Genomic DNA, 13,546 nt, shown 5'->3' with positions numbered 1-13,546 from the left:
CGACCTGATCGCCGTCGCGGTCATCGTAAAAATGAAAACGCCCGGTCAAAAGCCGGGCGTTTTTTTATTCCGCCGCCTGCGGGATGGCCGGGCGCAGGCTGGCCTCGAAATCGGCCAGCATATTGCCGAGCGACTGGCCGTCGGGGTCGGCCAGCGCCGCCGTGCGCGCCTGCACCAGGGCATCGGTGGCGGCAGCCGGCGCAAGGCGATGTTCCAGCGCCGGCAGGATGACGCGGTCGCGGATACGCTCGAAATTGCCGGCACCACGCTTGAAGGTATCGCCATAGCCCTTGATCAGGCGGGCGCAGTCGACGATCTCGCGCGCCAGCTGCGGGTCGAGCCCGGCGGCGCGGCGGATCAGGTCGAGCCAGTCTTCGATGCGCGCCTGTTCCTCGGCATAGCGGAAGCTGCGCGGGCGCCAGCCGCGCAAGGATGCCAGCAACCGCAGCCTGAGATAACCGCCGACGCGGTTGGACTGCACTGTCATGCCGAGATGAAATTTCTCGGTCCAGCCGCGCCGGTCGCTCAGCGCGATGATGCGGCGCGCCAGCGCCGGCGGCAGCAGCGAGGCGATTTCTTCCACGCCGGGCTTGAGGAATTCCGCCACCATATACGGCTGACCGGGCCTGATGCGCTGCTCGCGCGCGATGGCATCGAACCGTTCCGGTTTCAGCTTGAGCTGCGCGACGCGGATCACATCCTCGAAGCTCATGCGCAGCGCCAGATGCCGCGCAGTCTCATTGGCGAGGGCTTCATCGCCCAGCCTTACTACTGTATCGAGCCGGTCGAGATAGAGCCGTGCATAAGCTTCGCCCTGGTAATCGATCAGGCGCTTGATGCCTTCGGCGGCGAATGTCTGCACGGCGAGCGGCAGCCGCGCGATGCGGTCGGCCAGCGCCGGTACGGCAGCGGCTGGCGGCAGGGATGACAGCACGGCGGCGCGTGCGGCGAGATCATCCTCGCCATGCGAGAGACCGAAGCGGAAGCCGGCAAGGTTGCTGTCCACGGCCTTGCCCTCGGCGCGGATGCCGTCCTCGAAGGCCTGTGACGGCAGCGGCAGGGCACCGGACCCGGCCAGCGCGCCGAGCAGCACGGCATTGAGGATCGAGCCGGCGTCTTTGGCGGCCTGATCCATATCGAACAGAATGGTGCGGCGCGCATGGTCCTTCGCGGCCCGGAACAGCTTGCTGACATCATAGCGGCCATCGGCCATGGCGCTTTTTTCCGCCACGGCGAAGATGCGGTGCGTCGAGGCGATCAGCAGCGTGCGGTCGGGCGAGACATAGCCGTTGGCGATGGCGCGGCCGGCCTCGACGAATTCGCTGGCGATCATCACATCCACCTGGCCCGGCATCGGGTTCAGGCACATCACCGGGCGCTTGCCGGTCTGCTCCGGCCAGATCTCGATGTAATAGGTGGTGGCACCGGTACGCTGCGCCACGCCGGGAATCGAGGTGCTCTGCACCGGATAGCCGGCGCGTTCAGCGGCATCGACGATCCAGCCGGTCAGCACGCCGCCGCCTTCGCCACCCATGGCGGCGATCAGGATGCAAAGGGGACGACCGGAAGAAAACGACGTGTTCATCTTACTCTCCCGCCGCCGGCTGCACGGTCTGCGCCGGGCGAGCGCCGCCCAGCCAGCCGATCACGGCGCGATGCAGGCGGTCGCTGACGCGATCCCACCAGCCCGGGTTATGCACGATCTCGGTCCTGTAGAAGGACGGGCAGAGCACGGCGGCATGGGCGACCTCGCCGCAATGACCGCAGCCGACGCAGCTGCTGTTCACGCTGGCGACCGGATCGGTGCGCAGCGGATCGGGATTGGGTTTGATGGTCAGCGACGGGCAGCCCGACAGCCGGATGCAGGAATGGTCGCCGGTGCAGACTGCATCGTCGATGCCGAAGCGGGTGCGCACCACGCGTTCGCCGGCTTTCAGCGCCTTAGCCTCGTCGGTGCGCAGGCGGCGCTGGCGGGCGAGCTGGCATTCGCCCTCGGCCAGAATCACCTTCAGTCCCCTGGTGGTGGTGGTCAGCGCCTCTTTCAGCGAAGCGCGCATGTCTTTCAGGCCGTAGGAGCGTAGCGTGCGCACCCATTTGACGCCCAGCGCCTTCAGCGTGGTCTCGATATCCGAACCGCTGCCCAGGCCGTCGACACGGTTGCCGGCGGAGGAGGGGATATACTGCACGCCGGTCGCGGAGGTGTAGCCGTTCTTCATCACGATCAGCACGCCGTCGCCGCGATTGAACATCGAGGAGGCGACACCGGACAGCACGCCGTTATGCCAGAAACCGCCATCGCCCATGATGGCGAGCGAGCGCGTGTTCATCAGCGGTCCGACGCCGGCGGCTGAGGCCAGCGACATGCCGTAACCGAGAATCGAATGGCCGAGTGAAAACGGCGCGAAGGTGGCCAGCGCATGGCAGCCGATATCGGCGGCGATATGCACCTTGCCGATCTCGCGCTCGACCAGCTTGATCGCGGTGAAAACCGGCCGTTCGGGACAGCCGGTGCAGAAGGTCGGCGGCCGCAGCGGAAGATTCGTGCCGATCAGCGCCTGGGCGGTCTTGCGATTATCCAGCGCGATGTTGAAGGCGGCATCGGCGGCGGAGACATCGATCTGCGGCTGCTCGGCTTTCATAAAAGCCAGCAGGCCGCGGGTCATCGCCTCAATGGTATATTCGCCGGCCGCCGGCAGCATGCCCTTGCCATGCACACGGGTGTTCACGTCGGCCCGGCGCAGTGCGGTGTGCAGGGCCTGCTCGATATAGTCGGGCGAACCTTCCTCCACCATCAGCACGGCACGTTTGCCAGCGCAGAACTGCACCAGCTGCTCCGGCACCAGCGGATAGGTGACATTGAGCACCAGAATCGGCACCCGGCTGTTGCCGAAGGCATCGGCGAGATCGAGATTCATCAGCGCGCGGTTCAGCGCATTATACAATCCGCCCTGCACGACAATGCCGATCTCGGACAACTCGCCCGGCATGGTTTCGTTCAGGCCGTGCTCCAGAATGAATTTCCGCGCCGCCGGCATGCGCTGTTCCAGCTTCAGCTTTTCCTGCATGAAGGTGGCGGGCGGGTGGGCCAGGCGATCGTAGTTGAAGGCGGACGGGCCGGGCAGGCGGCTGTTGCGCGACACCTTGGCCGGCTTGTTGTCCCTGGCCGGGAATTCGCCGGTGACATGACAGGCGCGGATGCGCAGTTCCAGCATGACCGGCGTGTTGGTGGCTTCCGAGAGCTCGAAACCCTGTTCGACGCTGCGCGTGATGGTGGGCAGGTCGGGCCGCGGATCGAGCAGCCACATCGAGGATTTCATCGCATAGGCATGGCTGCGTTCCTGGATCACGCTGGCGCCTTCGCCGTAATCCTCGCCGACCACGATCAGCGCGCCGCCGGTAACGCCGGCCGAAGCCAGATTGCTAAGGGCGTCGGACGCCACGTTGGTACCGACGATGGCCTTCCAGGTGACGCAGCCGCGCGCGGGATAATGAATCGAGGCACCGAGCAGGGCGGCGGCGGAGGCTTCATTGGTGCAGGTTTCGAGATGGATGCCGAGATCGTCCAGCATGTCCTGCGCCTGCACCAGCACGTCGATCAGGTGCGACACCGGCGCGCCCTGATAGCCGCCGACATAGGAAACGCCAGACTGCAGCAGGGCCTTGGTGACAGCCAGGATGCCTTCGCCACGGAAGATGTCGCCATCACCCAGACGCAGCGATTCAATCTCTTTGGCGAAAGAGCGTTCCATCGATTCCTCCCAAACCTGGCCGAATCTTGCACCGCACACCTGTAGCGTCAAGAAATTAGTTTGATGTCAAACAAAACAATATGGACAGATCCGGGGCGGCGCTGCTAGGCTGTCCGCGCAAAAACAAAAAGAGGGCTGTCAGGTTTTGCTGACGGCCCGCCAGCGGAGGAAAAAACACATGGCCATTCAACGTCACCTCTATGCCTGCGCCACCGTTCTCGGTCTTGGTGCCGCGCTCGGCCTTGCGGCAGCGCAGCCGGTTCTGGCCCAGGACAAGCCGGTCACGCTCCGGCTCGGTCACTGGCTGCCGCCGTCGCACCCGCTGCATCCGGCCTTCACCGACTGGGGCGCCTCGCTGGAGAAGGCGACCGGCGGCACGGTGAAGACGCAGATTTTCCCGTCGCAGCAGCTTGGCCAGGCCAAGGACCATTACGACATGGCACGCGACGGCATCGCCGACATCACCTATGTCAATCCGGGCTACACGCCGGGCCGCTTCCCGGTGATCGCCGGCAGCGAAATCCCGTTCCTGTTCTCCAACGGCAAAAGCGGTTCGGCGGCGATCGATTCCTGGTATCGCAAATATGCCGAGAAGGAGATGGCCGATGTGAAGGTCTGCATGACCTTCGTGCACGATCCGGGCACCTTCCACAGCAAGGTGAAGATCGCCAAGCCCGATGACCTGAAGGGACTGAAGATCCGCCCGGGCAATGCCTCGGTGGCGCGCCTGGTCACGCTGGCCGGCGGCACCAACGTGCAGGTGACGGCGCCGGAAGCCCGCGATGCGCTGGAGCGCGGCCTGGCCGATGCGATCAGCTTCCCCTGGGGCAGCGTGTTCATCTTCGGCTTCGAGAAGGCCGTGAAGTACCACATGGATGCGCCGCTCTATATCAGCAACTTCGTGCTGGCGGTGAACAAGGCGACCTACGGCAAGCTGTCGGCGGCGCAGAAGAAGGCCCTCGACGCCCATTGCACCTCCGAAATGTCGGAGAAGGTCAATACGGCCTGGTCGGATGCCGAATCCTCGGGCAAGGCCAAGATGCTGGCTTTGCCGGGCCATGAAGGCGTGAAGCCGAGCGACAGCGACATCGCCGCCTGGCGCAAGCTGTCGGATGAAATGACCAAGGCCTGGTACGAAGACACCAAGAAAGTGGGCGTCAACGGCGAGCAGGCCCTGAGCGAGCTGAAAGCCGAGCTGAAGAAGCGCAACGCCGCGTTCTGATCGGGTCCGGACGGGACTGCGGCTGGTCCTCCGGCCGCAGTCCCGTTTTTTTTCGGCCCGGTTTGCGCCGGCACAGCAGTTGCCGCTAGACTGCCGGCAGGGGGAATTGCCTGATGAAATCGTTCATCGACAAGGTCGAGCTGATCGCCGGCCTGCTGCTGGGCGCCATTGCCGTACTGACCTTCAGCGCCGTGATGCTGCGCTGGCTGTTCAATTACGGCCTGCCCGATGCCTTCGATTTTTCCCGCCTGCTGCTCGGCACCGCGATGTTCTGGGGCATTGCACTGGCCGGATTTCATAATCGCCATATCCAGGTCGACGGGTTCTGGGAATTGGCCCCGGCCTGGGGCAAGCGGCTGATCGACATTTTCGCCACGACGGTGACGCTGGCTTTCATGGCGCTGTTTGCCTGGATGCTGGAAGGCAAGGTGAGGAGCGTGCTGGCCAGCAACGAGCAGACCTTCGACCTGCGCCTGCCGGTCTGGCCGTTCCATGCCGTGGCGGCGCTGGGCATTGCGCTGGCGGCCATCCTGCTGCTGTTGCGCCTGGTCCGCCTGCTGGCCGGCAAGAAAGAGGCGTGATCGTGAGTCAGGATTTTATCACCATTGCCGGTTTCGTCGTTCTGTTCGTTCTGATGGTGCTGCGCGTGCCGGTCGGCATCGCCATGGGCATCGTCGGCGTTGGCGGTTTCGGTATTCTGGCCGCCACCGCGCCGGCGCTCAATCTGCTGGCGCAGTCGCCGATCCGGGTCGCCACCGATTATGACCTGGCCGTCATCCCGATGTTCATTCTGATGGGTGCCTTTGCCACCGCTGCCGGCATGAGCCGCGAGCTGTTCCGTGCCGGCGAGGCCTGGCTGGGGCATCGCCGTGGCGGGCTGGCCATGGCCACCGTGGCCGCCTGCGCCGGCTTTGCCGCGATCAACGGTTCGTCGGTGGCGACCGCAGCCACCATGACCACGGTGACGCTGCCCGAGATGCGGCGTTTCGGCTACCATCCCGGTTTTTCCACCGGTGTGATCGCCGCCGGCGGCACGCTGGGCATCATGATCCCGCCTTCAGTCGTGTTCGCGCTCTACGGCATCCTCACTGAACAGGATATCGGCAAGCTGTTCATTTCCGGCCTCCTGCCCGGCCTGCTGGCTGTCGTGCTCTACATGACCCTGATCCAGGTGATCGGCTGGCTGCGGCCGGATCTGATGCCGCGCGGGCCGAAAGCGACCTGGCGTGAGCGTCTCCAGTCGCTGCGCGACATCTGGGCCACCGTGCTGCTGTTTGCCGGCATCGTCGGCGGTATGTATGGCGGCGTGTTCACTGCCACGGAAGCGGCCGGCTGCGGCGCCGTCGGTGCCCTGTTGATCGGAATCCTGCGCGGGCGGCTCGGCTGGAGCGAGATCACGACCAGCCTGATCGAGGCCGTGCGCACCTCTGCTTCGATCTTCACCATCGTGGTCGGCGCCTTCCTGTTCGGCTATTTCCTGGTGATCACCCAGACGCCGCAGAAGGTGAGCGACTTCCTCACCGGCCTGCCGGTCGGACCCTATGGCGTGCTGACGCTGATCCTGATCATGTATCTGATCCTCGGCGCCCTGATGGACGAACTGGCCATCATCCTGGTGACCGTGCCGATCATCTATCCGGTGATGCTGCAGCTCGGTTTCGACCCGATCTGGTTCGGCGTCATCATCGTCATGGTCACCACCCTGGGCATGGTGATGCCGCCGGTGGGGATCAATGTCTTTGTCATCAACTCGATTGCCCGAGATATCAGCCTGTGGCAAATCTACAAGGGTGTGATGCCGTTCATTCTCGTCGACCTCCTCCGTCTGGCCCTGCTGGTGCTGTTCCCGGCCATCGCGCTTTATCTGCCAGGGCATATGAACTGATATGAAGGGCAAGGCGTCTCAGGGCACCAACGGTCGCGGCGAAGTCACAGCCGTCCCGCGCAAGAAGCCCCGCAAGCTGGATCGCGGTCCGCTGCCCGGCCTGTATGGCTACAATCTGCGAATCGCCCAGGTCGCCGTCTTCGAGAATTTCCTTCAGGTTGTCGGCAGCAGCCTGGCGGGCCGCATGGGCGGACTGACGCCTGGCCGTTTCAGCCTGCTGGTTCTGCTGCAGGCGAATCCGGGCATTAACCAGACCGACCTCAGCCGGGGCGTGGGCGTCGACAAGTCGACCCTGACCCCGGCGCTCGACCAGCTGGAGAAAAAGGGGCTGATCCAGCGCCACCGCACGGCAGCGGATCGCCGGACCTATGCGCTGTCATTAAGCCCGGCCGGCGAAACGCTGCTGGCGGAACTGATGACCAAGGTCGAACAGCACGAGAAGAATATTGTGGCGGGGCTGACGCCCTCGGAGCGCACGACCCTGAACCGTTTGCTCAGGAAGCTGGCACGCAGTCTGGGCAGTGAGGCTATCGGTTAAGCTGGCCCATTCTTTTTTCAGTCCTGCGTTCTACTGAAAGTCGAATCGCTTCCAGATGATGGGCGCCGGGTTTTCCGGAAATTTATCCGAATGCCGGGGCGAAGCGGGAAAGCCGGCGAACAACCCCAGAGTGATTGCATACATGCCGGCTCGAACAAACCCTGACCATTACAATTGACAACGTATTCAAATATATGCGGAATATGATGGTCGGTTGGCATTTGTAGCCGGCAAAAAATCCGATTTCTCCGGCCCATCACGGACTATCGTCGTGAAGCGCCTGGAGGGTCTTTTAATCGCTTAGATTGATATGTTCCGCCGCGACGGGGTGCAGAATCGTGTGGGTGAAGGCATCCGCTTCGCCTTGGATCGTAACTTGCGTGGTGCCAGCGCGGCCAGGTGAATGGCGGGAAGCTTTTCACTCAGGCGGTGCCGTCAAGGTTGTAAGCTGGGCGGTCTGCCGAGCAGGTGACAGGCAGCGGGACACAGGATGAGCGACGATAACGCCGTAACCATTGTGATGATCGAAGATGACGAGGGGCACGCCCGTCTGATCGAAAAAAACATTCGCCGCGCCGGCGTTAATAACCGGATCGTGCCGTTTTCCGCCGGCGGACCGGCGGTCGACTACCTGATGAAGGCCGGAGACAGCGATACGGGGACGCACGGTGGCGCTTATCTGGTGCTGCTTGATCTGAATCTGCCAGACATGTCGGGTATCGATATCCTGCGACGCGTGAAGGAGCATCCGGGCCTGCGGCGCATGCCGGTCGTCGTGCTGACCACCACCGACGACAAGCACGAGATTCAGCGTTGCTACGATCTGGGCTGCAATGTCTATATCACCAAGCCGGTGAACTACGAGAACTTCGCCCAGGCGATCCGACAGTTGGGTCTGTTTTTCATGGTCATGCAGGTTCCAGAGACGCCCTGATGAGCATTCGGCCGCGCCTGCTTTATATCGATGACGATCCGGGCCTCGGGCGCCTGGTGCAGAAGGAATTCGAGCGCAACGGATTCACGGTCGAACTGCTGAGCAGCGGCACGGCCGGAGTTGAGCGGCTGCGGAGCGGCGCGGAGGTTGATGTGGTGGCGCTGGATCATCACATGCCGGATCAGCTTGGGCTCGATACGCTGGCGGTGATCGCCAGCCTGCCGAACCCGCCGCCGGTGGTCTATGTCACCGGCGAATCCGAAGGCCGTGTCGCGGTTGCCGCCTTGAAGGCAGGTGCCGCGGATTACGTGATCAAGGATGCCAGCCCGGAATTCCTGACCCTGCTGCGCGCGGCGATCGACGGCGCGCTGGAGGGACGGCGACAGAAATTCCTGCGCGCACAGGCCGAGGCGGAGATGCGCGCGGCGCGCGACCGCTTCGAAGCCCTGGCCAACGAACGCGCCATGCTGATCAACGAGGTGAATCACCGCGTGTCGAACAGCCTGCAGCTGATTGCCAGCCTGCTCCAGGTACAGTCCGCGGCGCAAAGCGACATGAAATCGGCACAAACCCTGCTCGATGCCTATAAGCGCGTTGCGGCGGTCGCCCGCGTGCACAAGCGCCTGTATTCCTCTGTCAATGTGCGTTTCGTCGATCTCGCCGATTACCTCTGCGGCCTGGTCGAGGATTTGCGTCAGTCAGCCGATCAGGGCGGCCGTTCGCTGCAATTTCTCGCCAGCCAGACTCGCATCGGCACCGATTTTGCCATCCCGATCGGCCTGATCGTCACCGAACTGGTCATCAATGCCCTGAAATACGCCTATCCGATCGGCGACGGTCCGATCCGCGTCAAGGTCGAGCGTAACGGCGACCTCATCACCTTGCAGGTCGAGGATGACGGCATCGGCATTGACGAAACCGACTGGCGCAAGAGCCGGGGTATCGGCAACAAGATCGTGCTGGCCATGGTGGAAAAGATCGGCGGCGCCATCAATATCGAGACGCGGCCGAGCGGGGCCTGCATCACCGTGACTTTCACGGCGGCCGATCCGGCTCCCGAACTCGATATTGTCGGCGACAGTCTGACATCCGTGCTGGTGATCGCCGACAGTCTTGGCCGGGCGGACGCTGCCAACGAGGAAGCCGATGGTGTCGATCCGCCGGCTCTGCTGCTGGTCGAAGACGATCCGCTCATGCGCATGGTGGTGGCCGGCAATCTCGAAGCCGCCGGCTTCCGTGTCGAAGAGGCCGGATCCGGCGCCGAGGCGCGCGCCGCATGGCAGAAAAACGATCGTTTCGTCGCGGTGATCTGCGATCTCGGCCTGCCTGATTGCCGCGGCGATCTGCTGGCGAGCGAGTTCCGTGCCCTGGCGCCGCAACTGCCGATCGTGCTGGCGACCGGTTATGACGAAAAGGTCGTGGCTGCCGGTTTCGTCGGCAGCCGGTTCAGCCGCATTCTGGCCAAGCCCTATGACGATACCGCATTGCTCGGCACTTTGGAGGCGCTCGGTGTGTCGGGCAGCGGCATGCCGCTGCCGTTGCCGAAAACCGGCGTCGGCCCGCGCGCCGTATAGGACGCGGACCGGCGACCGTCAGCCGCGAAAAACAACCGTCTTGTTGCCGTTCGGGAAGATGCGGTGTTCGACGTGGTATTTCACCGCGCGAGCCAGAACCAGACTTTCGATGTCTCGCCCCGTCGCCGCGAGCTGCTCCGGCGAATAGCCATGATCGACACGCGCGACTTCCTGCTCGATGATCGGACCTTCATCCAGATCGGCCGTCACATAATGCGCCGTGGCGCCGATCAGCTTCACACCGCGCGCATGCGCCTGCTTGTAAGGGTTCGCGCCCTTGAAGCTGGGCAGGAATGAATGATGGATGTTGATGATCCGGCCGGCATAGTCACGGCTGAATTCAGGCGACAGCACCTGCATATAGCGGGCGAGCACGACCAGGTCGATCTTCTCCTGTTCGATCAGCTCGCGCAGCATCTTCTCCTGCCGTGCCTTGCTCTCCGGCGCCACCGGCCAGTGATGGAAGGGGATGTTGTGGTTGGCGGCGCGCTGATACCAGTCGCGGTGATTGGAGACGATGGCTGGAATCTCCACCGGCAGAGCGCCGATCGAGTAGCGGTAGAGCAGGTCGTTCAGGCAGTGGCCGAATTTCGAGACCAGGATCAGTACGCGCGGCCGTTCCGCCTCGTCATGGATGTCCCAGTTCATTTCGAAGGGCGCCACCACCGGTGCGAAAGCGGCACGCAGCTGATCCAGCGGCCGGCCCTTGCCGTCTGGGCCGGCTTCCAGGTCCTCAACGCTGACGCGCATGAAGAACAGGCCGGTTTCGCTATCGCCGAACTGGGCGGAATCGCGGATGTTGAAACGATGCGCGGCGAGGAAACCGGAGACCGCGGCAACGATGCCGGGGCGGTCTTGGCAGGACAGCGTCAGGATCAGGCTCATGGGGAACTGCAATCGTGCGGGGGCGGGAAGTCTCGGACCGGGTACCAGGCGGGCACAGTAGCCCCGGTGGCGGCAGAGTCGCAATGGCAGGGGTTAACAAAGTGTGGATGCGATGACCGGCTTCCGGCCAATAAGAGGCTCGCATCGGCTTTGGCGCTTCATTAAGCTGCAGCCAACCTGAACGGATTCGGCATCCAGACTGGAAAACCATGATTACCCGCGGTCCGGACTTTCTGCGCCAGATGGCCAACAAGCTGTTCGATGCCCTGTTGCAGGGCGCCGAGGCAGAGGCTCGCAAGGCGCCGTTCAGCATCGAGATGCTGCGCCAGCTCGTCGAGGCGATGAAGTCGGCGCCGGATTACGACCACTACTATCGTGCCTCCTACGACAGCCTGATGAAGGTGGTGGAGGAAGACGCCCGCCGCGGCGCCCGGGTCAATGCGTTCGGCCGCCTGCTGGTGCATCCGCTCGATCCGCTGTTCAGCGAGGAGCGGCTCGACCGCCGCCTGATCGGCAATTATTTCTTCTTCGTGCGGTCGCTGTTCGGCGATGAAGTCGAGCTGATGGCCGACGAGGCCGCGACGATCGCCGAGGAAATCCGCGGCCAGGCCGGCGGCAATCTCGACTGGGCCAGCTTCTATGCGGATCCGCGCGTCAAGCGGCTTTACTTCAGGGTGATCGCCCGGGTGATCCGCGCCTTCCGCATTTTCGAGACGCGGCGCGACTGGGTGATGAAGGTGATGCAGCACGACCCCACCGCAGTGGGACTGTCGTCCAATGTCTATATCGAGCGGCCGTTCGAGGGCCAGGCGCTGCCCTTCGGGAACCGCGAATTTTTCCTGTTCTTCGACGGGCTGGTGCGGCCGCTGGCGCAGCTCAGCCCGGCCGATGCCGAACTGTATCGCAGCGCCACGGGCGAGGATCCGGCCCGTACGGTCGGCGGCTTTCTGGCCGAACTGGAGCAGTATCGACCGCCGACCTGACAGCGGGCAGGCAATCGGTCAGGCGATAGTCAGTTGGAGTTGGCCGGCTCGCGATGGTCGAGCTTGGCGGCGAACTGCTCGAACAGCTCGGACACGCAACGCGCCACGGTACGCTGATGGTTGTCGTTCAGCTGATCGGCGGCACGCATGCACATATCGGCAAATTTGCGCGCCAGGATCACGGCGTCACGATTGCTTTCCATGCGGATTTCATCGAACACGGTGCAGATGAACTCGCGGGTCTGGTTGCTTTCATGATGCGTGACCGGGCGTTCGCCCATCAGCGAGTCCAGCATCGCGTTGAAGGTCTGCGACGTGTCGATCGCGATACTGGCCAGGATCTTCTCGATCCGCTCGTTGTCCTTCGGCGTTACCGATTTACGCGGTGCACTGCCCGAACTTGCAATGGCGCGGACTTCCGTCGCCTGGTTCTCGGTCTGGTTGGGTCTCTGGCCGGAACGGTTCCACATGATACTGAACCCTGCAGGTTGCTAAGGAAAGTGTGGGCCGGCGCCGCAGCGCCGGCTCAGTTCACCACTTCACGCGACGCGCGGATCATGTTGTCGATATGCCAGCCCTGGAACAGGCGGATACCGGCGGCCATGCCGGCCTTCAGCGCCTCTTCCGTCTCGCAACGCGCCATGATCACACGGTTGGCATCGGTCTCGGCGATCTTGCTCGCCAGTTCCTTGTCGATCCAGTCTTCGTGGCGGTCCTTGAAATAGAACAGCTTGACGAAGTCGGCCTTCAGTTCCTTGCGGCCGAACAGCTGCAGCAGATCGGGCGTGATGCCGTCGATCAGGATACGGTAGCCGGAATTGTGCAGGAATTCGCAGGCCAGCAGATACTCGTTGTAATCCCAGAACACATCGTAGCGCTGCATCTCGATGATGATCTGTTCCTTCTTCACGATATTGCCGATGCGGCTGTCGAAATCGCGGAAGGTGTCGCTCAGGATGGTGCTGACATTCAGGTTGATGCTGAACGGGCCACTGTTGCGGGTGACGTAGCCATCGAGCAGGGCGCGGAACACGCGGGTATCCAGCGTGCGGGTCAGATGGTGGAACAGCGAGCGCGCGCCACGCAGGTTGACGGTCGGCGCAATCGCCTGGCGCAGTTCGTTCACGCCGACGAAGATTTCCTGGAAGATCGGCTTCGGCGGCTGGTTGCCGAAACACAGCGTCACCGGCTGGCGTTTCATGAAGGTGGACACATCCGCCTTCTTCAGAATGTCGTCGATCTGCTGCAACGCGCCCGGGGTCAGCGGTGTGCCGTCGCCGGTGGCGGCGGCGGTGCCGGCCTTGGCCAGCAGGCGCTTGCGGCGCTCGGCAAAGACACGGAAGCGCTGCTGGATGTTATCCATCAGCTCCTGCAGGTCTTCGAACTGGCTGTCGAAGCGATACCAGCGCACGGCATTCTCGGCTTCCTCAGGGGTGAGGCCGATGGCGACGTTGTTGCGGGTCAGAATGTCGTCGATCTCGAGCACCAGCTTTTCGAAGGTCTGGTCGAAAAACCGCTCGGAGAGTCGGATGAACATCACGATCGAATAGTCGTGCAGCGTGTAGAACGTGCCCTCGTATTTCGACATGAGGGAGCGCATCGAATGCACAACGATGTTGTAGCTTTCCCGATTGCGCTCGAACGTCTTTGGATTAACGAACTGAATCACTGCCGACAGACGGCCACCGAAAATCTTGCCCCGCGCCAGGCGGTCGAAATCGGTGAACATCTTCTCGTCGTCAGACGATTGGTTCTGTTGTGCCTCACTCATTAATT

General features: G+C 63.1%; 12 protein-coding genes. 7 read left to right on the top strand and 5 right to left on the bottom strand.

The features are described from left to right. Positions 1 to 64 precede the first annotated feature (64 nt). Positions 65 to 1,585 carry an indolepyruvate oxidoreductase subunit beta family protein gene (locus OJJ21_RS06260; RefSeq protein ID WP_297684252.1) on the bottom strand — a complete coding sequence of 507 codons (1,521 nt, stop codon included), beginning with the start codon at positions 1,583 to 1,585 and terminating at the stop codon, positions 65 to 67. Position 1,586: 1 nt separating this feature from the next. After that, positions 1,587 to 3,749 carry an indolepyruvate ferredoxin oxidoreductase subunit alpha gene (locus OJJ21_RS06255; protein ID WP_297684250.1) on the bottom strand — a complete coding sequence of 721 codons (2,163 nt, stop codon included), beginning with the start codon at positions 3,747 to 3,749 and terminating at the stop codon, positions 1,587 to 1,589. Positions 3,750 to 3,927: 178 nt separating this feature from the next. Here OJJ21_RS06255 and OJJ21_RS06250 point away from each other — a divergent pair, with 178 nt between their 5' ends. The 6 genes from OJJ21_RS06250 to OJJ21_RS06225 all read left to right on the top strand — a co-directional run bounded on the left by OJJ21_RS06250 (position 3,928) and on the right by OJJ21_RS06225 (position 9,902). Next, a complete protein-coding gene (locus OJJ21_RS06250; protein ID WP_297684248.1) occupies positions 3,928 to 4,971 on the top strand; it encodes a TRAP transporter substrate-binding protein in 1,044 nt (347 codons plus the stop codon). A gap of 113 nt (positions 4,972 to 5,084) precedes the next feature. Then, complete coding sequence (locus tag OJJ21_RS06245; RefSeq protein ID WP_297684247.1) at positions 5,085 to 5,552, top strand: TRAP transporter small permease; 468 nt, start codon at positions 5,085 to 5,087, stop codon at positions 5,550 to 5,552. A gap of 2 nt (positions 5,553 to 5,554) precedes the next feature. Beyond that, a complete protein-coding gene (locus tag OJJ21_RS06240; RefSeq protein WP_297684244.1) occupies positions 5,555 to 6,856 on the top strand; it encodes a TRAP transporter large permease in 1,302 nt (433 codons plus the stop codon). A 1-nt stretch (position 6,857) separates the two neighbouring features. Next, positions 6,858 to 7,394: a MarR family winged helix-turn-helix transcriptional regulator gene (locus tag OJJ21_RS06235; RefSeq protein ID WP_297684242.1), complete on the top strand. Its 537-nt coding sequence runs from the start codon at positions 6,858 to 6,860 to the stop codon at positions 7,392 to 7,394. A 490-nt stretch (positions 7,395 to 7,884) separates the two neighbouring features. Beyond that, positions 7,885 to 8,328 (top strand): response regulator, encoded by a 444-nt coding sequence (locus tag OJJ21_RS06230; RefSeq protein WP_297684240.1) that lies wholly within the window; start codon positions 7,885 to 7,887, stop codon positions 8,326 to 8,328. Further along, a complete protein-coding gene (locus tag OJJ21_RS06225; protein ID WP_297684238.1) occupies positions 8,328 to 9,902 on the top strand; it encodes a response regulator in 1,575 nt (524 codons plus the stop codon). Before OJJ21_RS06230 ends, OJJ21_RS06225 begins: the two co-directional genes overlap by 1 nt. A gap of 18 nt (positions 9,903 to 9,920) precedes the next feature. On the opposite strand, the gene purU is transcribed toward OJJ21_RS06225, so the two are convergent. Continuing rightward, positions 9,921 to 10,787: a formyltetrahydrofolate deformylase gene (gene purU / locus OJJ21_RS06220; RefSeq protein ID WP_297684236.1), complete on the bottom strand. Its 867-nt coding sequence runs from the start codon at positions 10,785 to 10,787 to the stop codon at positions 9,921 to 9,923. 209 nt (positions 10,788 to 10,996) lie between these two features. Between purU and OJJ21_RS06215 the strand changes: the two genes are divergently transcribed. Beyond that, complete coding sequence (locus OJJ21_RS06215; protein ID WP_297684234.1) at positions 10,997 to 11,770, top strand: hypothetical protein; 774 nt, start codon at positions 10,997 to 10,999, stop codon at positions 11,768 to 11,770. 29 nt (positions 11,771 to 11,799) lie between these two features. On the opposite strand, the gene OJJ21_RS06210 is transcribed toward OJJ21_RS06215, so the two are convergent. Further along, on the bottom strand, positions 11,800 to 12,240 hold the full coding sequence (locus tag OJJ21_RS06210; protein WP_297684232.1) for a hypothetical protein: 441 nt from the start codon (positions 12,238 to 12,240) through the stop codon (positions 11,800 to 11,802). Positions 12,241 to 12,296: 56 nt separating this feature from the next. Next, entirely contained in the window at positions 12,297 to 13,541 is a 1,245-nt protein-coding gene (locus OJJ21_RS06205) for an EAL domain-containing protein (protein ID WP_297684230.1), read from the bottom strand. Positions 13,542 to 13,546: the final 5 nt, after the last annotated feature.

Source organism: Ferrovibrio sp. (assembly GCF_025869515.1).
In the GTDB taxonomy this organism is placed as follows: domain Bacteria; phylum Pseudomonadota; class Alphaproteobacteria; order Ferrovibrionales; family Ferrovibrionaceae; genus Ferrovibrio.
Note: the sequence above shows the minus strand (reverse complement) of the source record. Positions and strands in the feature narration are given on the sequence as shown.

What these genes read in the sequence shown, in the direction of transcription:
- OJJ21_RS06235 (WP_297684242.1), top strand. Translation starts at nt 6,858, where the DNA reads ATGAAGGGCAAGGCGTCTCAGGGCACCAACGGTCGCGGCGAAGTCACA.
- OJJ21_RS06245 (WP_297684247.1), top strand. Translation starts at nt 5,085, where the DNA reads ATGAAATCGTTCATCGACAAGGTCGAGCTGATCGCCGGCCTGCTGCTG.
- OJJ21_RS06250 (WP_297684248.1), top strand. Translation starts at nt 3,928, where the DNA reads ATGGCCATTCAACGTCACCTCTATGCCTGCGCCACCGTTCTCGGTCTT.
- OJJ21_RS06205 (WP_297684230.1), bottom strand. Translation starts at nt 13,541, where the DNA reads ATGAGTGAGGCACAACAGAACCAATCGTCTGACGACGAGAAGATGTTC.
- OJJ21_RS06215 (WP_297684234.1), top strand. Translation starts at nt 10,997, where the DNA reads ATGATTACCCGCGGTCCGGACTTTCTGCGCCAGATGGCCAACAAGCTG.
- OJJ21_RS06225 (WP_297684238.1), top strand. Translation starts at nt 8,328, where the DNA reads ATGAGCATTCGGCCGCGCCTGCTTTATATCGATGACGATCCGGGCCTC.
- OJJ21_RS06260 (WP_297684252.1), bottom strand. Translation starts at nt 1,585, where the DNA reads ATGAACACGTCGTTTTCTTCCGGTCGTCCCCTTTGCATCCTGATCGCC.
- OJJ21_RS06255 (WP_297684250.1), bottom strand. Translation starts at nt 3,749, where the DNA reads ATGGAACGCTCTTTCGCCAAAGAGATTGAATCGCTGCGTCTGGGTGAT.
- OJJ21_RS06210 (WP_297684232.1), bottom strand. Translation starts at nt 12,240, where the DNA reads ATGTGGAACCGTTCCGGCCAGAGACCCAACCAGACCGAGAACCAGGCG.
- purU (WP_297684236.1), bottom strand. Translation starts at nt 10,787, where the DNA reads ATGAGCCTGATCCTGACGCTGTCCTGCCAAGACCGCCCCGGCATCGTT.
- OJJ21_RS06230 (WP_297684240.1), top strand. Translation starts at nt 7,885, where the DNA reads ATGAGCGACGATAACGCCGTAACCATTGTGATGATCGAAGATGACGAG.